Below are 19,904 nucleotides of genomic sequence, written 5' to 3' on the forward strand. Positions count from 1 at the left end.
CGGAATTTCGATAACAAATATTTTGTTCTAATCGAATAACCAAGTTAAAGTTATGAATTTAACGCAATAAACTATAATTATTAAATAGATTAATACATATAAGCTTCTTATTTTTGCGCCATGATAGAAGATAAAAATCAAGAAAGAACCCAATTAAGTGATTTAGGTGAGTTTGGTTTAATAGATCATTTAACCAAAAATTTTGAGCTAAAGCAAAAATCTACCATAAAAGGAATAGGTGACGATGCTGCAGTTCTAAATTTTAAGAACAAGAGCGTAGTTGTTACTACAGATCTTTTAGTTGAAGGGGTTCACTTTGATCTTAGTTATGTGCCTTTAAAGCATTTGGGTTGTAAGGCTGTGGTGGTCAATCTATCTGATGTTTATGCTATGAACGCCACTGCTTCCCAAATAACGGTTTCTATTGCTGTATCGAACAGGTTTCCTTTAGAAGCACTAGAAGCATTGTACGCAGGAATTGAGACTGCCGCAAAAATTTATAACGTAGATGTTATCGGTGGAGATACCACATCATCTAATACTGGGCTTTTAATATCTGTAACCGCTATCGGGGAAGTGGATGTAGATCAGCAAGTATACAGGGACGGTGCTAAACCAAACGATTTGTTGGTTGTATCAGGTGATTTGGGAGGCGCTTACATGGGGCTTCAGATTTTGGAAAGAGAGAAAGAGGTGTATAAAGTTAATCCTAACAATCAGCCAGATCTTGAACCTTATTCATATATTGTTGAAAGGCAATTGAAGCCTGAAGCTAGGAAGGATGTTGTACAACTGTTACAAGATTTAGAGGTAAAGCCAACCAGTATGATAGATATAAGTGACGGACTTTCTTCTGAAATTCTACACTTGTGTAAACAGAGTGGTGTTGGTTGTGATTTGTTTGAAAACAAAATTCCATTAGATCCACAAGTTATTTCAACTTGTGAGGAGTTCAATATAGACAGTACTACTGTAGCGCTAAATGGAGGGGAGGATTATGAACTTTTGTTCACGATTTCGCAAGAGGACTATCCTAAGATTAAAGCAAATCCAAGTTTAACGGTTATTGGATATATAAGGGAAAAAGAAGCAGGAATTCACCTTGTTACGAGAGCTGAAACAAAAATTGAGCTTAAGGCTCAAGGGTGGCGAAATTTTAATGACTAAATACCAACAACTCTGGGTTTAGGCGTCTCTTTTTAAGAAGTCTTCTATTGTGAACATTCTCCAATACTGCGTTTATCTCCTTGAATTTTGGTGTTAGTTCGGTTAAATTACCGTTGCTATTTGTGGTAAATTTTTTTCCGCAGTTTTTGCAAGTATACTCTTTTACGTGGAACGTGACGTTTTTACTAACTTCTAAGTCGTGTCCAAATACTTTGCATTGGATGTTTTTCATAAGAATTATGCCATTATTTAATTACGTTTTAGATAGGGAGACAATAAATTTAGAAAAATCAACTAAAAGTTATCAACAACATTTTAACAGATCGATGAAATAACCGATTTCTCCTTTGAACGTTTCTTTCTGACCTTATGTATGTGTTCCAAGGCGTTATTTATTTCCTTGAACTTTGGGGTAAGTTCAACAAGTTGGCCATTACTATTTGTGGTAAGCTGTTTGTTACATCGGGTACATGTATATTCCTTTACATGGCGAGTAACCATTTTGGTCAGTTTATAATCATGGCCAAAAATAGAGCAATGCAATTTTGGTAGAAAAGTAGGTTTTTGTTTGGGACTGGGCATGGTATACGAATTCGGAAAACATAAACCTACAAAAAACATATTAAAAAACGATTAAAAGTTAAATATTTTCGATGAAATGCATTATTTCTTGTGAAAGTTCAGCTTTATTTTCTATAAAGCTCATATGTCCATCTTCGAATTCTACTAATTTTACTTTCGTGTTTTGGATTTGAGCAATTAAGTCCTTATGGTTTAAGGCGGGATCGTTTTTGCCTAAAATCATCATCTTCTTATAAGGTGAAAAATGAAGTAAAACCTCACGGTCTTCTCTTATTTTCATACCTTCTAGCGCGGCAACAATTCCCTGTAATGGTGTTTTTAGGCATTCTTCTATAAGTGCTTCAATTTCTTTTGAAAAAATGTCTTGATTTTCTTTGGTAAATAAGTTCTTTATAGCAATTCTAATAAAGGTTTTGTGGTTTTGTTTTACAGCTTGAATACCTCTTTCTCTATTTATTTTCTTTTCTGGAGAATCTGCTCGCGAAGTTGAATTCATTAAGCATAAGCCTTTAACGTTATCTGGTCGTTTTTCTGCAAAAGCTAAAGCAACATAGCCACCCATGGAATGGCCAACCAAAATGGACTTTCTTATTCTTAGGTGTTTTAAAACAGCTTCCACAACTTCAGCCATAAGTTCCATGGAATGTATGTATCCTAAACAGCCTGTTTTTCCATGACCCAATAGGTCGATGCAAATAACCCGATTATTTTTTGAAATCTGGGGAGCTAATGATTTCCAAATAGTCGAATTTTCCAAAAAGCCATGCAGTAAAACTACAGCACTGCCTTTGCCTTCATCGGTGTAATAAATAGGTATCCCTTTATACTCTAATATCATGATACTTTAATGAAGCACAAAGGTAGTAATCGCTCGTTCAAATCCTCTTAGGATTTCACTCTTTTTATAGCTGTAAAAGCTTTATCTACATAATCGTCTTCTACCAATATAGTGAACTCGTTTGTGGTTGAAAGAACTTCATATAGAACAATACCTTCCCAAGCTAATCTTTTAAAGAAGTGGTAGTATAAACCGGCTATTTTAGAATTATTCTGAGGCAGGTTAATACTTATAGCCGAAAGTCCTTCTTGTACTGCCAAAAATGTTTCGTTTTTCAGGTTTTCTCTAACGAATTCATCCATACTACTGGAAATTATTAATGTACTCTCATGAATACCGCGTGTGAACGTGTAGAAAAGTTTGTTTTCTTGATTTATTCTAGCTAGAATTTTGGCATGGTTATCAATTAAAGTATCCGAGTTTTTTACCGTAAAATCTGTTAAGTTAGAGCGCACCGTTATGTCGCCTAAGTTTTGAATGACGCGGCGCATTTTTATAGTGTTACCTAAAGTTGGTGGCGGACTGTAACGTCTAAGTGCCATCATGATAGCACCAGGTTTAACATCTTTTTTTAGCATTTTACTTATGGGTTCTGTGAGTTCTACAGCCAGAGCACTATAGTTTATAATGTTTCTGGAAAGCGCCTCCTCTAAATAGGGTTGTGTTATTAAAATGTCTTCGACACAGTTAGATACTGTTTTCATTTCCTTTAAGTTAGTTGCTTAATGTTAAATATTTAACATTTTGTATAAAAGTAAACATTTTTTTATAAAAATAAGTTTTAAGTGCTGTTCTCGATTAATTTTGCAGCTCAAAATGAATTAGAAATTAAAAGAATAGGTGATATGCACCTTGTGGAATAATACTATGAAAGTTTTAAAGTTTGGAGGTACATCGGTTGGATCTGTAAAGAACATGGATAATGTAAAGACCATTATTAATGATGGTGAGCAAAAAATAGTTGTACTATCTGCCATGTCGGGCACAACCAATATTTTAGTTGGGATTGCCTCTAAAATTCAATCAGGTGATGTTAAAGAAGCCCAATCTGAGGTTGATGCTTTACATAAAAAATATATTGAGGTTATAGATGATTTATTGAGAGATGAAGTTCTGAACCAAGAGGTGTCTTCTTATGTTTCTGAACGTTTTGATTTTTTAGTGAGTGCGACCAAAAGTGCGTTTTCGAAATCTTTGGAGAATGAAATCTTGGCGCAAGGGGAGTTATTGTCAACCTATATGTTTAGTGCTTATTTAAAGCAAGAAGGTATCAACGCTCAGCTATTAGCTGCGTTAGACTTTATGAGGATTAATGAGATAAATGAGCCTGATTTCGACAGAACTAAAGAAGCGCTTTCTGAGGTGTTGAGTAGCACTCCAAAAGCTGAAATTTATATCACACAAGGATTTATATGTTTAGATAGCAATAACGAAGTTTCAAACTTACAACGTGGCGGTAGTGATTACACAGCAACGATTATTGGGGCAGTAATAAAGGCAGAGGAAGTTCAGATTTGGACAGATATTGACGGCATGCACAACAATGATCCAAGATTTGTTGAAGGTACAAACCCAATTTCAAATTTGTCTTTCGATGAGGCGGCCGAGCTTGCGTATTTTGGTGCTAAGATTTTACATCCGCAAACAGTATTGCCAGTAAGAGCAGACGGTATTCCTGTAAGGCTTAAAAATACAATGAATCCTCCAGCTCCAGGGACATTGATTAGTGGCGAACATGTGAAAAATGGCATAAAGGCCATAGCCGCTAAAGATAATATTACTGCAATTAAGATTAAGTCTGGCAGAATGTTGCAGGCTCACGGTTTCTTAAAAAAGGTTTTTGAAGTGTTTGAGATTTATGAAACACCTATAGATATGATTACAACTTCTGAGGTGGCGGTTTCATTAACTATAGACGATGATAAAAATCTAGAAAAAATAGTTGCAGAATTACAGGAAATAGCAACTATAGAAGTTGATAGAAACCAAAGTATTGTATGTCTAGTTGGTCACTCTATAGTGGACCATGAAGATACCTTTAAGTTGTTCCAAATATTAAAGGATGTTAAAATACGAATGATATCATACGGAGGAAGTAGAAACAACATTTCACTTCTAATAGATACAAATGATAAAATCGAAACTTTGCAAAAGCTAAACGAGTATTTATTTGAATTAGTCACTCTTAATTAAAGATCAACTAGGTTTTGCATAAAAAAAAGCGGGGTTAATTACCCCGCTTTTTCTATTTCTAAGTATTCATTAAATCCTCAATTTCTTCAATTTCAATCGGGATGTTTTCCATCAAATTGAAAGGGACTCCTGTCTCTTGAATAACCACATCATCTTCAATTCTAATTCCAAAACCTTCATCAGGAATATAAATCCCCGGCTCAACGGTAAATACCATATTAGCTTGCATAGGTTCAGTTAAAATTCCGTAATCATGTGTGTCTAAGCCCATGTGATGACTTGTGCCATGCATGAAATATTTTTTGTATGCTGGCCAGTCAGGATTCTCATTTTGTATATCTGCTTTGTCCAGAAGTCTCAGATTCAATAATTCTGAAGTCATTATTTTTCCAACCTCAATATGATAATCCTCCCATAAGGTTCCTGGGGTTAGCATTTGTGTGGCTTCGTTTTTTACATTTAAAACGGCATTATAAACAGCTTTTTGTCTTTCAGAAAATTTACCAGAAACCGGAATGGTCCTTGTCATGTCGCTCGAATAATTAGCGTATTCGGCTCCTACATCCATAAGTATCAATTCACCAGCTCTACATGGTTTATTGTTCTCTATGTAGTGCAAAACCTTGGCATTGTTTCCCGAGGCAATAATAGGTGTGTAGGCGAATCCCTTAGAACGGTTTCTTATAAATTCATGAATGTATTCTGCTTCTATTTCGAATTCCCAAACACCGGGTTTTACAAAATCCAAAACTCGCCTAAATCCTTTTTCTGTTATGTCACAGGCTTTTTGAATTAACTCAATTTCAATTTCCTTTTTAACAGAACGAAGCCTTTGTAAAATAGGATTGCTTTTGGCTACATTATGTGCAGGATATTTTTCTTTTAGCCATTTTGTAAACCTGTCTTCGCGAGTTTCTACTTCAACATTAGAACGGTAATGCTCGTTGGTGTTTATATAAACCGTATCGCACTGCGTCATGATTTCAAACATGATTTTTTCCATGTCTTTAAGCCAGTAAACAGTTTTTATGCCACTTACTTCAAGAGCTTTTTCTTTGGTGAGTTTTTCACCTTCCCAAATGGCAATATGTTCGTTAGTTTCCTTAAGGAACAATATTTCACGGTGTTTTTCTTTAAGGCAATCTGGAAATAAAACCAAAATACTTTCCTCTTGATCTACACCGCTTAAATAAAAAATATCCCTATGTTGTTGAAAAGGGAGGGTGCTATCGGCACTTATAGGATATATGTCGTTAGAGTTAAAAACAGCTAAGCTATTTGGTTTCATTTTAGAGCAAAACTGCTTTCTGTTTTCTGTGAAGAGTTTGTTGTTTATCTGGGAATATTTCATCGTATTTGTTTATTCGAGTAAATTTAAAAAGAAATCTAGACTTTTCTTGGGTTTTAAAACATGAGTGTACATTACAATCTGAGTAAATAAGTTGATTCAAAAACCAGCTAAAACTATTTCAATACCTATGACTTAAATCATTTTAAAAAACTAAGTATTATTACTTATAATTGTTCTAAATTAGCGTTAAAAAATAAATACATATTGTCTATGTATGTGTATAGGGTTACCTTTGCACAATTCTACTAAATAAATAAATAATGAGCGGATTTTTTAAATCTTCGATAGGTAGGAAAGTAGCTATGGCGCTTTCAGCCTTTTTTTTAATGTTCTTTTTAATAATGCATCTCAGTGTTAATTTAGTATCTGTTTTTAGTGAAGATGCATTCAACACAGCATCGCATTTCATGGGTACGAATCCTGTTGTTCAATATGTCATGCAACCTGTATTAATTTTCGGGGTTGTGTTTCATTTTGTAATGGGTTTTGTTTTAGAGATGCGAAACAAAAAGGCGATAGGTGTTTCTTATGCTAAGAATAACGGCGCTGCCAATTCAACTTGGGTAAGCAGAAATATGATTTACAGTGGGTTGGTTATCCTAGCGTTTTTAATCTTGCATTTTATAGATTTTTGGATTCCTGAAATGAATGTTAAATACATTCAAGGTGATATGTCTGGACTTATTGAAGGAACTGAAAACTTTAGATATTACGAAGAACTACAGCATAAATTCGTAAGCCCAATTAGAGTTGGAGCTTATGTTATTTCATTTGTGCTTTTGGCACTGCACTTGCTTCACGGATTTACATCGGCATTTCAATCTGTAGGCTCTAATGCTGGTAGGAAAAAGTCGTTACAAACATTTGGTAAAATATACTCAGTTATAATCCCTTTAGGATTCATCATTGTAGCCGTTTATCATCATTTTAATCACTAATAATTTTTTAATATGAGTGTTTTAGATTCAAAAGTACCAAAGGGTCCTATTAAAGATAAATGGACTACTTACAAAGATAAAATCAACTTAGTAAATCCAGCTAATAAACGTCTTATTGATGTTATTGTTGTTGGAACAGGTTTAGCTGGAGGTTCTGCCGCGGCGACACTTGCTGAATTAGGTTACAATGTTAAAGCATTTGCTTATCAGGATTCTCCTAGACGTGCGCACTCTATTGCAGCACAAGGAGGAATAAATGCTGCTAAAAACTATCAAGGTGATGGTGATTCCACTTATAGATTGTTCTACGATACTGTAAAAGGAGGAGATTATCGTTCTCGTGAAGCCAATGTTCATCGTTTAGCTGAAGTTTCAACGAATATCATAGATCAATGTGTAGCTCAAGGGGTTCCTTTTGCACGTGATTATGGCGGACTATTAGATAACCGTTCTTTTGGAGGGGTTTTGGTGTCAAGAACATTTTATGCCAAAGGTCAAACAGGACAACAGTTATTGTTGGGAGCTTATTCTGCAATGAACCGTCAGATTGCCCGTGGTAAAATTCAAATGTACAACCGTCATGAAATGCTTGATGTAGTTGTGGTTGATGGAAAAGCCAGAGGGATTATCGCTAGAAATTTGATAACTGGTGAGATAGAGCGTCATTCTGCTCATGCTGTTGTTGTAGCTTCTGGTGGGTACGGAAATGTATATTTCTTGTCAACTAATGCTATGGGGTCTAACGTAACAGCAGCATGGAAAATCCATAAAAAGGGTGCCTTCTTTGCAAATCCTTGTTACACTCAAATTCACCCAACGTGTATTCCGCGTTCGGGAGACTACCAATCGAAATTAACGTTGATGTCGGAGTCTTTACGTAACGACGGACGTATTTGGGTTCCCAAAAACATGGATGATGTTCTTGCTATTAGAGAAGGTCGTAAAAAACCAACGGATTTATCTGAAGAAGAAAGAGATTATTACTTAGAAAGACGTTATCCTGCATTTGGAAACTTAGTGCCTCGTGATGTGGCTTCAAGAGCAGCAAAAGAGCGTTGCGATGCCGGTTACGGTGTTAATGCCACAGGTGAAGCTGTTTACTTAGATTTTGCTGCAGCCATAGAACGTTACGGTAAAGAGCAAGCGAAAATTCAAGGTATTGAAAATCCATCAGCTGCTACAGTATACGATCTTGGGCAAAAGATAGTTGAAGCCAAATACGGTAACCTATTCCAGATGTATGAGAAGATTGTAGATGACAATCCATACAAAACACCTATGATGATTTATCCCGCGGTACACTATACCATGGGAGGTGTTTGGGTAGATTATAACTTAATGACAACGGTTCCTGGATTATACTGTATTGGAGAAGCTAATTTCTCTGATCACGGAGCTAACAGACTAGGAGCTTCCGCATTAATGCAGGGATTAGCCGATGGCTATTTCGTGTTGCCTTATACTATAGGTGATTATTTAGCCGATGATATTAGAACAGGACCAATTTCAACAGAAACATCAGAATTTGATGAAGCTGAAAAAGCTGTTAAAGATAGAATAGATTTCTTTGTAAATAATAAGGGAACTAAGTCTGTAGATTATTTCCACAAGAAACTAGGTAATGTAATGTGGAACAAATGTGGAATGTCCAGAAACGAGAAAGGTTTAAAAGAAGCCATGACAGAAATTAAGGCCATTCGCGAAGAATTCTGGAAAGAGGTTTCTGTGCCTGGTGGAGCAAATGAAATGAATCCAGAATTAGAAAAAGCAGGTCGTGTTGCAGATTTCTTAGAGTTAGGAGAGCTATTCGCTAAAGATGCTTTAATGAGAGAAGAGTCTTGTGGAGGACATTTTAGAGAAGAATCAGCTGAAGAATCTGGACCGCAAAAAGGAGAGGCTAAACGAGACGATGAAAATTTTGCTTTCGTAGCGGCTTGGGAATATAAAGGAGAACCTGCTGATGCTGTACTTCATAAAGAAGAGTTAGAATTTAAAGACATTGAATTAAAACAACGTTCATACAAATAAGAGAGTTATGTCAGGAAAAGGAATGAATTTAACATTAAAGATTTGGCGTCAAAAAGATGCTCAATCTAAAGGTAAGATGGAAACTTACAAAGTGGATGATATTTCAGAACACATGTCTTTCTTAGAAATGATGGATGTTCTAAATGAACAGTTGATTGCCCAAGGTGATGAACCTGTAGCTTTTGATCACGACTGTCGTGAAGGTATCTGTGGTATGTGTTCATTGTATATTAATGGTGAAGCGCACGGACCAGACAGAGGTGTTACTACTTGTCAGTTACACATGCGTATGTTTAATGATGGTGATACTATTTATATTGAGCCTTGGAGAGCGGCTGCTTTTCCGGTAATTAAAGATTTGGTGGTTGATAGAACTGCTTTCGAGCGTATTCAACAAGCTGGTGGCTATATTTCTGTAAATACTTCTGGAAATACACAAGATGCCAATGCCATTCCAATTTCTAAGCATGCTGCAGATGAAGCTATGGATGCTGCAACCTGTATTGGTTGTGGAGCTTGTGTAGCTACTTGTAAAAACTCTTCGGCTATGCTCTTTGTTGGAGCAAAAGTATCACAGTATGCATTGTTACCACAAGGACAAGTAGAGGCGGCAGATCGTGTTAAAAATATGGTTGCTCAAATGGACTTGGAAGGTTTTGGTAACTGTACCAATACCGGAGCTTGTGAAATTGAATGTCCTAAAGGCATATCGTTAGACAATATTGCAAGAATGAACAGAGAACTCATTAAGGCCTCTGTTAAGTAAAATAAGATGATTTAAGATTAAAGCTCATACCATAAAGTATGAGCTTTTTTTTTGAAAATTGATTGATTAAAAATGTATATTTAATTTTTACTCCTCTTTTTGGTGCACATTAGTTCCTATATAAAATTTTTGATACCGGTTTTAGTCGGTATATTTTATGCTCGTGTGGGTTTTTCTCAAGAATGTTCGAAGCCTTCATTAGATGGAAATGTGCTTTTAAAACATGTTGAAACACTATCTTCAGATTTGTTTGAAGGTAGGTTTACTGGTTCTGAAGGAGGTATCAGGGCAAAAAAGTATATAATTAATCAGTTTTATAGTTTAGGTGTTAAGCCATTAAAGAAAGATTATGAACAACCTTTTGTTTTTAAGAAAGGGGAAAAGACCTATAAAGGCACTAATGTTATAGGTTATATAAAGGGAACATTAAGACCCCATAAGTTTGTTGTGATTAGCGCACATTATGACCACATAGGTATACAGAAAGGAAAAATATATAATGGCGCTGACGATAATGCCTCTGGTGTTGCTGCTCTTTTTGGTTTTGCAGAGTATTTTCAAAAATCTCCACCAAAACATTCCGTTATTTTGGTCGCTTTCGATGCCGAAGAATTAGGTATGGAGGGCTCTAAATATTTTATGGAAAACCTTTCAATTTCTAAAGATGCGATAGTGGCTAATTTGAATATGGATATGATTAGTCGTAGCGATACCAATGAGTTGTATGTGGTAGGTACGAGTTTCAATGATTCTTTTAAGAGTATTGTTTCCGATTTCGCATCTGAAAGATTAAAACTTGTAAGGGGACACGATGGTTATGATAAAAAAGAGAATTGGGTATATGCATCAGATCATGCTAACTTTCATAAAAAAAGAATACCATTTTTGTATTTTGGAGTAGAAGACCATGAAGATTATCATGAGCATACCGATGATTTCGAAAATATCCATCCAGAATTTTATATCGAAGCGGTTAAAGCAATAATTTCTGTTTTCGAAACAATAGATAACTTCTAGAAATAAGCTTTTAATTGAACAGACCCTGTGTGTATGGTCTGGCTACTCTCTGTTTTTCTACCAAAGTAGCTAAGGTTTAAGTCTAAAAATTTGGTCAGTTTTTTTTGAGCTAGTAGCGTCCAAGTAAAATTCTTTCCGGGTTGTAAGCCCTCTAACATTTGATAGGCAACTGGAGTATTTGCACTACCATTAAATGCATTGGAAAAAAAGTTGAATTCACCATTAATGGCGCTTTTAACATTTTTGGAAAAAATAAAAGAAGCGCCGTACCGCTGTTGCTTTAAGAATTCAAATCCACCTATGGTATTTTCTTTTTGTGCAAATTCATAAAAAACATCAAAACTGGAATTATCATTGAATAAGTAGGAGAGTTTAGGGTTGAAACGAGTTTCATTAAAATTATAGTTCCTGCTTGCAAAATTCTCACTTAAACTTTCGTTGTCTTCAAATACCGAAAGTAAGTTTATAAGCCAATTATCTGATAGTTTGTGGTTAAAATTAAACTGATGGCTTTTTAAACTGTTTTCAACAAAACCAACCGATAGTATATTTCTGGTCTTGTTTTCTAAATAGGTATAAGATGTGGTGTACTTTTGCTTCCCTCTATTAAAGAATAACACATTTCTTAAATTTAACTGTAGGCCCAATTGGTTTTCGGTGTTTACTTTAAAAGGGTTTAAGTCAAAGCTATTGGCATCTCTTCTAATTTTTCTATCTATTAAATAACTTGTTTGATTATAAAAATGCGACCAGAATTTCTTTCCTTTTTTTTCACTTGTAGACCATTGAGCTGGGTTTATGGTTAAGGTCTGGCTTAATCTATTCTGATGGGTTTTTATGAAAATACGATTGGGTAAAAGCACTCTTATATATGAGCCTTGATCTTGAAACTGTGCTATTTCAAACTCTTCTAATTCCTGTATCCCATTTTCGTTATAATCAATCCACGTGTAAGTGCCTTGTCCGGGTTCTACTTCCACATAAGTAAAGTCTTGTTGAGGTAAGGTGCCAGAGTTGGTCTCGAAGATGGTATTCCATTGAACAATGTTTTTAAACAACTTTTGGTTGAATTGTAACCTCGAGTTTATAGATTGTTCGTCATCTATACCTGCCTCTTCACTTTTAAGATTTCTGTAATTGGCATATAAAGACAGGTTAGTTTTTTTATTTCTGATTAGCCTTGAATCCAAGTAAAAAGTGTTGGAGGTATTGACTTTCTCCAGCCGATTGTTTCTAATACTATCGTTTACTCTATTCTTATAACCAATTTTGGTAAAGATTTTAGTGCTATCTCCAATACCTAAGAATAATTCGTAAGATTTAAATTTCTGGCTTAACGGTGTTAAGGTATTGGTTGAAAGTTCTCTTTGTTCGTTGTCCTCAATAGTTAATTTAGTTCCTGCCCAGCTATTTTTCATACCATAAGTTACTGTACTGTTTGATCGCAAGAACGAAGATTCGTTTATGCTAGAACTCGCATTAAGGAAACTAGAGTACGAATTGATTCTAAACTTATTCAAATTTAAATCAATGTAGGTAATATGTCTATTTCCATTGAAACCTTCTGAATAGTTTAGATATTCGAACTGATAGTTGACTATCCCTTTTTCAGGATGAAAAAAGCGTAGTCCAGAATTTATTAAGGTTTGGTCGCCAATATTAGCGTTCGATACAGTGCCATTAGGCGATAGCAAATTCCAATCTCTTGCAAATTCGGCATTGTACAAACGTTCAATGGTTCTAAAATTATCCTGTATATGGTCTGCATTTGTGAAAAAGGTTAAAGACCAAAGACTGTCTTTTTTTATCAGGTTTTGTTCTATGTTTAACCGCCCAGCGAAACCATTATTATCTTCATCATCTATACTTGAAAACAGGTTTAAATCATTCTTACTACCTGTCAATTCAAAACTAATACTAGTGTTTTCGTGGGGTTGATAGTTCCCGTTCACAACAGCTATTTGAAGTTTGGTAGGCGCTACCAATTGAGTGATAGGGGCATAGTTTCCTTGGTTAACCCCTACATACTCGTAAATGTTGTTAATGGCATTAGAGCTACTCAGAATATAGTCTCCTTGATTTTGGCCAACTTGGGTAAACGTAACTCGAAATAACTCATCATTTGGGTCGTTTGAAAATACAAACGCTTCAACACCGCCAATAACTTCCTTTTTATATAAGATTCGGTTTTCATTTAATGCCTCCTGAACTTCGGAAGGAGCAACCATTAAACTTTTATCATCTCCAGCGGTAGATAATATTTGAACTTGGTCATCCGAAAGGTTTTGTTGCAGAGGTTGGTTTTTAGCATCGCTTTCAGAATATACAGAAACTCCAACCTTTAGTTTTTCGCTATTCAAATTACCACCACCATAAGCAACAAAACGGGAATAATTGCGCTCACTAAATTGATAATCTACTGTAATACGCATCTCTGAAGTAATAGGATAGGTAGAATTGAAAATTATTTCGCCAGCGTTATAGTCGATAATATAATCTTGGTCTTCACCACGTTTTACCGGTACACCATTAACATAAACCGTTTCACTGCCAGATACAATAAGTACAAACAACTCGCCATTTTGTCCTTGTAACTTATAAGGGCCTTGGTTACCTTCTTGAGCGGTAAATTGACTTCGCGTGAATTGGCCACGTACAATGGCACCAGCAGCGAAAAGGGTTGTTTGAGAATCTTCATTGCCTAAATTCGCATTAACAGATAACCCTTGTACACGTTTAGAGAATTTTGCAAAATAGGAGTTGTTATTCTGAAGGTCAATATCACCAGCTCTTATATTCCAAGAGTCGCTAAAGAGCTCAATAAAAACCTGGTCAAATTCATCCAAACGTTGGCTATATCCGCTTTCTTGCAAGGGTATATTGGCGTCTTGGATAGAAGCTCTCAGCGAAACTTTGTCATTCAGTTTTCCGGTAATCTGCAAATCTAATTCACTGTTTAAAACAGAGTTCTGATTATTTCCAATGGTAACACCACGAGAAATACTTCCAGTAGTAGTTAAACCATCAAAAGGGGTAAAGGTATTGTTGGTGTTGGGTTGAGATAGTTTGTATAGTGTTTTAAGATTACTGTTGTTAGACACAATAATAGATTCATCTAATTGCTTGTAAGTTTTGGTTAGGAAGTCTGGAAATTTTAAATAATTTATGATAATAGAATCTGTTTCAATGCGTTTTTTAAAAGTTAAAATGGCTTTTGGGAAATCTACTAGGTAATATGATGAATCTATAAAAGAGAGGTCTTTTCTTCTTACTGAAAAAGAATGCGGATTTATACTAACGCTATCAATTTTAATGGTGTCCTTTACAGCTACTTTTACTTTCTTATAGTTGGTGTTTTGTTCTTGCCCAAAACCGCAGCAGACAACAAAAAAAAGAATAGATGGTAAAAGATATTTCATTTAAGTATTTAAACTGTAATAAGTCTAAAATAGTATGTTGATAGTTTTCTGTATAAATGCCCGTTAAAGCTATAGTGTAAAAGTAATGTATTATTTATTTTAGCTGAAATGATCAAAACCATTTAATAAAAGAGTTTTGGTCTAGCTGAACTATCACACTGAGCATAGTCGAAGTGTTGTTTCAGCTTCTCAACAATATTAATAAATAACTTAATGAGATCCTGAAATACCTGCCTACAATCAGGTAGGAATTCAGAATGACAAACGAAAATGAAAATTATATCATACAACGTAAACGGTATTAGGGCAGCAGTAAATAAGGGTTTTTTAGATTGGTTAAAAGCGGCGAATCCAGATGTTATTTGCCTTCAGGAAATAAAGGCTTTAAAAGAACAATTGGATTTAAGCCTATTTGAAGAGGTTGGTTATAATTACCACTACTGGTTTAGTGCGCAGAAAAAGGGATATAGTGGCGTTGCTATTTTAAGTAAAACAGAGCCTAACCACATAGAATACGGTACAGGCATTGAATCTATGGATTTCGAAGGGCGTAATTTACGTATAGATTTCGATAATGTTTCAATTATGAGTTTGTATTTACCTTCTGGCATAAATATTGCAAGGTTGGAACATAAGTTGGAATACATGGCCATGTTTCAAGATTATATAAACAACCTTAAAAAATCTTTTCCCAATCTAATCATTTGTGGCGATTATAATATTTGTCACGAGGAGATAGATATCCATAATCCCAAAGGACTCAAAAATGTTTCAGGATTTTTACCCGTAGAGCGCGAGTGGATAGGTGCTTTTATTGATAGTGGATTTATCGATTCTTTCCGATTTATAAATCCAGAAAAACAGCAATATAGTTGGTGGAGTTACAGAGCTAACGCAAGAGCCAATAATAAAGGCTGGCGTTTAGATTATGCCATGGTAGCAGAACCATTACAAGAAAATATTAAAAGAGCCGTTATACTTCAAGATGCGGTGCATAGTGATCACTGCCCAATACTCGTAGAAATAGATAAATAATTAAATACATTAAAACCCAAAACCTAACCTAATGATTAAAAGAATTTCAGTACTCGTATTAACGCTTACAGTTTTAGCATCGTGTGTTTCCCCAAAGGTTTATAAAGAACTAGAGGCGAAATACAATAATTTGAAGAATGAAAATAGAAAGCTAGCCGATGAAAATGAAATGCTTCTTAATGCAAAAAATGCTGCTGCTAATGAATTAAAGCAAATCAAAGCAGCTTACGAAGAGGCGTTGGCAAACCGTGATAAGTTACAGGCCGATTATAACGCTACTAAATCTAACTACGATGCTCTAAAGGCGTCTTACGAAGCTTTGGAGAAAAACAGCTCAGCGGCTATTACTAAGAATTCTCAGAAGAACAGAGAGCTTCTTGCTCAGTTAGAAGCTAAAGAACAAGCATTGGCGACCGAAAATGCACGTTTAGCAAAACTTAAAAAAGAATTAGAAGACCGTTCTAACAGGGTAGCAGAATTAGAAAAAGTAATTGCAGATAAAGATGCTGCAATGAGCGCTCTAAAAGATGCTATTTCAAGGGCATTAACCGATTTTGAAGGTAAAGGCTTAACTGTAGAACAACGTAATGGTAAAGTATATGTTTCAATGGAAAACAAATTGCTTTTCAGTTCTGGAAGTTGGGCTGTAAATGCTGATGGTCGCAGAGCAGTTCAACAGCTTGGTAGTGTTTTAGGAGACAACCCAGATATCGCCGTTTTAATTGAGGGACATACAGATAACGTGCCTTACAAAGGTAGTGGTCAATTAAGTGGAAACTGGGATTTGTCAACCAAACGGGCAACGGCTATTGTAAACATCCTAAGGGAAAACGAGGCAATCAATCCGGAGAATTTAACGGCTGCCGGACGAGGTGAATATGCTCCAGTTGCAACCAACGATACAACTGAAGGTAAAGCAAAAAACAGACGCATAGAAGTTATTTTAACACCAAAGTTAGACGAGCTTTCTAGGTTGTTGAATGATAATTAGTATGGCGTTACCACAGGGGTCGGGCTTTCGGCAGTCGCTCTCTTCGAGGAGCTTCAACAAATGCCTCAATCCCTAACGCATTAAAAACCTTTCAGGAGTTAATAAATCCTGAAAGGTTTTAATTTTAAATCAGAATGTTACTTCGAGTGATTCCGAAGTATGAGGAATAGTATCGAGAAGTACTTCTCCTTAAGTATTCTCAAGAGTTCTCGATACAAAATTCTTTAATAGAATTTCACTCGAACTGACGATAGGATATTTTTTATATTTACCATTCTAAAAAATCTAAGAAGTCTAATTGTCTAAGTTAGTCTAACAATCTAATATGAAATACACCAAAATACCCAACACAAATATAAAAGTTAGTAAAATATGCCTTGGCTCTATGACCTGGGGAAACCAAAATACCGAAGCCGAAGGGCATGCTCAAATCGATTACGCGATAGATCAAGGCGTTAATTTTATAGATACAGCAGAACTTTATCCAGTTCCTGCCTCACCTGAAACTCAAGGCGCTACAAGTCGAATTATTGGAACGTGGCTCAAAAAATCAGCTAATAGAGATAAGGTCGTTATTGCCAGTAAAATTGCGGGGCCAGGCGATTACACGGCTCATATTCGAAAAACAGGCTTTAGTAGGGATGCTATTTATCAGGCCGTTGATGCAGAGTTACAAAGACTGCAAACAGATTATATTGATCTTTATCAATTACACTGGCCAGAAAGACAAACCAACACATTTGGAGTAAGAGATTATAAACATAATCCCAGTGATGCATGGAAAGATAATTTCAACGAGGTGTTAAGTACTTTGCAAGATATTATCAAAATGGGCAAAGTTCGTAACATAGGTCTTTCTAACGAGAAAGCTTGGGGCGCTATGCGCTATCTAGAAGAAAGTAAGCACAACAATTTACCAAGGCCGGTAACCATACAAAATCCGTATTCACTTTTATGCAGAACTTTCGAGGGTGATTTAGCTGAGGTATCACTGAGAGAGAATCTAGGTTTACTAGCCTATTCTCCCATGGCTTTTGGAGTTTTGTCTGGAAAATATATAAAGGGAAGCGCAGCCGATAATGCCCGCCTAAAACTGTTCCCAAGGTTTGCTCGTTACAGTGGCGAGCAAAGTACAGAGGCAGCAAAACGTTATTTAGATATTGCCAATAACAACGGATTAACCCTTGCGCAGATGTCCTTAGCTTTTGTAAATCAACTCCCTTTTGTTACGAGTAACATTATAGGCGCTACCAACTTAGAACAGTTAAAAGAAAATATAGATAGTGTTAATATAGAATTAAGCACTGAAGTTTTAGATGCTATAAATGCAGTGCATGCAGCGATTCCTAATCCGGCGCCTTAAAATTTAAATACGCCTATTTTAACCAATAAAAAAGCCTTACTAAATTAATTAGTAAGGCTTTTTAAGTTATTTAATTTGATTACCATCTTTGTCAAAAAAGTGGTACTCTAAATATGTGTAAGCATCTCTTGGTAAAATTTTCACCCATTTTTTATGTTCAAAAAACCATTTTGAACGTATAGATGGAAAACCTTTGGTTAAAAAGGCTGCTATAAAAGGATGTGTGTTTAAAGTCAATTTTTTATAGTCTTTTTTCAATAGTCTTTCAAGGTCTTGCGTAATCTTTTGCACCAAACTTATTGGAGCTTCTACCTCAGAACCATTAATACCGTTGGGGTTTTCCTCGCGGGTTTTAATATTCATTTCTGGGCGTACACGCTGTCTTGTTATTTGTATCAAACCAAATTTACTTGGCGGTAAAATTTTATGCTTAGCTCTATCATCTTTCATTTCATCACGAAGATGGTTAAAGAGCTTTTGCCTATTTTCGGCTTTGGTCATGTCAATAAAGTCTACAACAATAATGCCTCCCATATCACGTAATCGTAATTGGCGCGCCATTTCTGTAGCAGCTATTAAATTTACTTCTAAAGCAGTTTCCTCTTGGTTGTTGGCTTTATTGGAACGGTTTCCGCTGTTTACATCAATAACATGTAATGCTTCGGTGTGCTCAATTACTAAATAAGCACCTTTGGCCATAGAAACGGTTCTTCCAAAAGAGGTTTTAATTTGTCTTTCAATACCAAATTTTTCAAAAATTGGAACTTTAGACTGATACAATTTAACTATTGATTCTTTCTTTGGTGCAATTTCTTGCAGATAATCTTTTACTTGGTAATAAAGCTCTTCATCGTTTACTGTTATTCCAGTAAAGGTGTCGTTGAATATATCTCGTAAAATAGACGAGGCTTTATTCATTTCTCCTAACACTTTACTGGGGTGATGGGCTTTATGTAACTTTTTACACATTGCTGTCCAACGACTAAGCAAATTCTGTAAATCTTTATCTAGTTCGGCTACTTTTTTGCCTTTAGCTACGGTACGTACAATAACGCCAAACCCTTGTGGTGTAATACTTTTTACAAGTCGTTTTAAGCGGTCTTTTTCTTCACGGTCTTCTATTTTTTGAGAAATAGAAATACGACTGGAAAAAGGCACTAAAACAATATATCTACCGGCAATAGAAAGCTCTGAGCTTATTCTAGGACCTTTTGTAGATATGGGTTCTTTTACTATTTGTACTAATACCGATTGATTAGATTTTAATGCGTCGACAATCTTGCCGTCTTTATCAATATCTTTTTCAAATGGGAAATTTTTTAAAGAAAAATCTTTTAGTTTACCTGTGCTTACACGTTTTGTGAATTTTAAAAGGGAAGGCAATTTTGGACCTAAATCATGATAGTGCAAAAATGCATCTTTTTCATAGCCTACATTAACAAATGCGGCATTTAAACCCGGAACTGTTTTTCTTATTTTGGCTATAAACACATCACCAACAGAAAAATTGTTCTCGTCTTCATCCTTTTGTAACTCAATTAGTTTTCCATCTTTTAGTAAGGCAAAATCAACAGCATCGGAACTAGATCGAATAATCAATTCTTTATCCATGTAGTTAATTTTTATCCATTACACGTTTTGTGCAACAGATGGATTAAACAATATTTTAGATTATCTAAACTTTCGTTTAGGTAATCATCACAGGATTTTACCCGTGGAGTTCAATTAGGAACTCATTTCAATGAACGTTGTGTTTTTTAACCAAAAAAGTAGTTAACCTAACTACTTTTTTGATTTATTTTTTCTTTTTGTGACGATTAGCGCGTCTACGTTTTTTACGCTTGTGCGTCGCTACCTTATGTCTTTTGCGTTTTTTACCACTTGGCATAAATAGTGTCTTTTAAGATTAATACTTTATTTTGTTTTTACTTTACTTCTACGTTAGATTTTACCCCTTCAACAAAAACTTTTGCAGGCTTAAATGCTGGGATGTTGTGTGCAGGTATTTTTATAGTAGTGTTTTTTGAAATGTTTCTACCAGTTTTTTCTGCTCTTGTTTTTATGATAAAACTTCCAAAACCTCTAAGGTATACATTATCGCCGCTCTCTAATGAAGTCTTTACTTCTTCCATGAAAGATTCAACTGTTGCTTGAACATCTCCTTTTTCAATTCCTAGCTTCTCAGAAATCTTTGCTACTAAATCAGCCTTCGTCAT

General features: G+C 35.3%; 16 protein-coding genes. 9 read left to right on the plus strand and 7 right to left on the minus strand.

The features are described from left to right. Positions 1-120 precede the first annotated feature (120 nt). Positions 121-1,167: a thiamine-phosphate kinase gene (gene thiL, locus M0214_RS07325; RefSeq protein WP_248724816.1), complete on the plus strand. Its 1,047-nt coding sequence runs from the start codon at positions 121-123 to the stop codon at positions 1,165-1,167. Here the strand turns inward: thiL and M0214_RS07330 are convergent. The 3 genes from M0214_RS07330 to M0214_RS07345 all read right to left on the minus strand — a co-directional run bounded on the left by M0214_RS07330 (position 1,157) and on the right by M0214_RS07345 (position 3,291). Continuing rightward, positions 1,157-1,399, minus strand: a complete 243-nt coding sequence (locus tag M0214_RS07330; RefSeq protein WP_248724817.1) for a hypothetical protein — start codon at positions 1,397-1,399, stop codon at positions 1,157-1,159. The genes thiL and M0214_RS07330 overlap by 11 nt on opposite strands. 408 nt (positions 1,400-1,807) lie before the next feature. Beyond that, on the minus strand, positions 1,808-2,587 hold the full coding sequence (locus M0214_RS07340; RefSeq protein ID WP_248724819.1) for an alpha/beta fold hydrolase: 780 nt from the start codon (positions 2,585-2,587) through the stop codon (positions 1,808-1,810). A 47-nt stretch (positions 2,588-2,634) separates the two neighbouring features. Then, positions 2,635-3,291: a hypothetical protein gene (locus tag M0214_RS07345; RefSeq protein ID WP_248724820.1), complete on the minus strand. Its 657-nt coding sequence runs from the start codon at positions 3,289-3,291 to the stop codon at positions 2,635-2,637. Between the two features lie 163 nt (positions 3,292-3,454). Here M0214_RS07345 and M0214_RS07350 point away from each other — a divergent pair, with 163 nt between their 5' ends. Next, positions 3,455-4,780, plus strand: coding sequence for an aspartate kinase (locus tag M0214_RS07350; RefSeq protein WP_248724821.1), 1,326 nt, complete (start codon positions 3,455-3,457; stop codon positions 4,778-4,780). A gap of 58 nt (positions 4,781-4,838) precedes the next feature. Here the strand turns inward: M0214_RS07350 and M0214_RS07355 are convergent, their stop codons facing one another. Then, positions 4,839-6,131: an aminopeptidase P family protein gene (locus M0214_RS07355; RefSeq protein ID WP_248724822.1), complete on the minus strand. Its 1,293-nt coding sequence runs from the start codon at positions 6,129-6,131 to the stop codon at positions 4,839-4,841. Positions 6,132-6,391: 260 nt separating this feature from the next. Between M0214_RS07355 and M0214_RS07360 the strand changes: the two genes are divergently transcribed. The 4 genes from M0214_RS07360 (at position 6,392) to M0214_RS07375 (ending at position 10,880) form a co-directional block, all read left to right on the plus strand. Further along, entirely contained in the window at positions 6,392-7,069 is a 678-nt protein-coding gene (locus tag M0214_RS07360; protein WP_248724823.1) for a succinate dehydrogenase cytochrome b subunit, read from the plus strand. Between the two features lie 12 nt (positions 7,070-7,081). Further along, positions 7,082-9,097, plus strand: coding sequence for a fumarate reductase/succinate dehydrogenase flavoprotein subunit (locus M0214_RS07365; protein WP_248724824.1), 2,016 nt, complete (start codon positions 7,082-7,084; stop codon positions 9,095-9,097). Positions 9,098-9,119: 22 nt separating this feature from the next. After that, a complete protein-coding gene (locus M0214_RS07370; RefSeq protein WP_248724942.1) occupies positions 9,120-9,863 on the plus strand; it encodes a succinate dehydrogenase/fumarate reductase iron-sulfur subunit in 744 nt (247 codons plus the stop codon). Between the two features lie 129 nt (positions 9,864-9,992). Next, positions 9,993-10,880, plus strand: coding sequence for a M20/M25/M40 family metallo-hydrolase (locus tag M0214_RS07375; protein ID WP_248724825.1), 888 nt, complete (start codon positions 9,993-9,995; stop codon positions 10,878-10,880). Here the strand turns inward: M0214_RS07375 and M0214_RS07380 are convergent. Continuing rightward, a complete protein-coding gene (locus tag M0214_RS07380) occupies positions 10,877-14,299 on the minus strand; it encodes a hypothetical protein (RefSeq protein ID WP_248724826.1) in 3,423 nt (1,140 codons plus the stop codon). The two genes, M0214_RS07375 and M0214_RS07380, sit on opposite strands and share 4 nt — an antisense overlap. A gap of 270 nt (positions 14,300-14,569) precedes the next feature. On the opposite strand from M0214_RS07380, the gene M0214_RS07385 reads away from it, so the two are divergent. From M0214_RS07385 to M0214_RS07395, 3 genes are all read left to right on the plus strand, one after another. Then, entirely contained in the window at positions 14,570-15,334 is a 765-nt protein-coding gene (locus M0214_RS07385; protein ID WP_248724827.1) for an exodeoxyribonuclease III, read from the plus strand. Positions 15,335-15,365: 31 nt separating this feature from the next. Beyond that, the gene (locus tag M0214_RS07390) at positions 15,366-16,325 is read left to right on the plus strand and encodes an OmpA family protein (RefSeq protein WP_248724828.1); all 960 of its coding nucleotides are present in this window, start codon (positions 15,366-15,368) and stop codon (positions 16,323-16,325) included. 325 nt (positions 16,326-16,650) lie between these two features. Next, entirely contained in the window at positions 16,651-17,688 is a 1,038-nt protein-coding gene (locus M0214_RS07395; protein WP_248724829.1) for an NADP(H)-dependent aldo-keto reductase, read from the plus strand. A gap of 66 nt (positions 17,689-17,754) precedes the next feature. Here M0214_RS07395 and M0214_RS07400 read toward each other — a convergent pair whose 3' ends face one another. After that, the gene (locus M0214_RS07400) at positions 17,755-19,299 is read right to left on the minus strand and encodes a ribonuclease E/G (RefSeq protein ID WP_248724830.1); all 1,545 of its coding nucleotides are present in this window, start codon (positions 19,297-19,299) and stop codon (positions 17,755-17,757) included. A 314-nt stretch (positions 19,300-19,613) separates the two neighbouring features. Next, positions 19,614-19,904 (minus strand): HU family DNA-binding protein, encoded by a 291-nt coding sequence (locus tag M0214_RS07405; protein WP_248724831.1) that lies wholly within the window; start codon positions 19,902-19,904, stop codon positions 19,614-19,616.

The organism is Seonamhaeicola sp. ML3, assembly GCF_023273855.1.
Taxonomy (GTDB): domain Bacteria; phylum Bacteroidota; class Bacteroidia; order Flavobacteriales; family Flavobacteriaceae; genus Seonamhaeicola.